The sequence below is a fragment of the Actinomadura sp. NBRC 104412 genome (assembly GCF_030269515.1).
Classification (GTDB): Bacteria; Actinomycetota; Actinomycetes; order Streptosporangiales; family Streptosporangiaceae; genus Spirillospora.
The window spans coordinates 418-673 of record NZ_BSTM01000053.1; the positions used below are offsets into that span (position 1 = coordinate 418).

Here is a 256-nt window from a genome sequence, read left to right on the forward strand (position 1 = left end):
GGAGGCGGGTGACAGGCAGGCCGCGCTGGAGCCGACCCGCGAAGCCGTGAAAATCTACCGCAGGCTGGCCGAGGCCGAACCCGCCGCCTACCTGCCCGACCTCGCCGCGAGCCTGAACAACCTCGGCAACCGCCTGGCGGAGGCGGGTGACAGGCAGGCCGCGCTGGAGCCGACCCGCGAAGCCGTGAAAATCTACCGCAGGCTGGCCGAGGCCGAACCCGCCGCCTACCTGCCCGACCTCGCCGCGAGCCTGAAC

The 256-nt window shown here is 72.7% G+C and carries 1 protein-coding gene; it reads left to right on the top strand.

Features of this window, described 5'->3' with window-relative positions; all coding sequences use genetic code 11:
* Positions 1 to 256, top strand: a 256-nt coding sequence (locus tag QSK21_RS34695) for a tetratricopeptide repeat protein (RefSeq protein WP_285701969.1), incomplete at both ends; no start/stop codon positions are given.